The sequence below is a fragment of the Enterococcus camelliae genome (assembly GCF_042685105.1).
GTDB lineage: Bacteria > Bacillota > Bacilli > Lactobacillales > Enterococcaceae > Enterococcus_G > Enterococcus_G camelliae.
The window spans coordinates 1-576 of the sequence record NZ_JBHUMO010000047.1 but is presented as its reverse complement, the minus strand read 5'-3'; the positions used below and the strand labels follow the sequence as shown (position 1 = coordinate 576).

Annotated in this window: 1 protein-coding gene; it reads right to left on the bottom strand. The window is 41.0% G+C overall.

Annotated features, from left to right (window positions below):
* Nucleotides 1-6: 6 nt before the first annotated feature.
* Nucleotides 7-576, bottom strand: a 570-nt coding sequence (locus ACFSR0_RS08330) for a transposase (protein WP_379981778.1), incomplete at its 5' end; no start/stop codon positions are given.

Below are 576 nucleotides of genomic sequence, written 5' to 3'. Positions count from 1 at the left end.
TAATGTCTACTGAACAAATAGCGCATCTCTAAAAGTCATTTTGAATACAGCTAATTGTTTCCAAAAATAAAATTTTTGCTTTTTTTCAAAAAAAGTGTGCAGAAAATCTGCCGTCAATTTTGACAGATTGAGTGCGATAACGCTTAGAGCTATGCTCGTAAGAGTCGTTCCTTTTAACTTTGTGGTAATGAGATTGGCGCCAAAACAGCGTTTCATTTTACTGAAACTTCGTTCCACTTCTATTCGGTCAGCGTTATCTTTGTAGTCTTGTGCTTTCTCTCGGATCTCGTCTTTTTTAGGCCTTCCTAAGGCTGGACCAGATAGTCGAATGCCCCGACCTTTACAATAGCTGAGGTTGCCTCGGTTTCGATAAATTTTATCCGCCAATACTCGCTCTGGATAATAGCCATGACGGTCGTGATAGTGCCTTACGGCACCGACTAATACTTCCGATTCGTTATAAGCTTCAAAGCTGCTTTTTTCGATACGGCCAAATCCTTGATCGATACTCAAATCGAATTTGGCTCCAAATTCGACGGCTGCTTTTTGTTTTCCTCTCACAATCGGACGAACCCA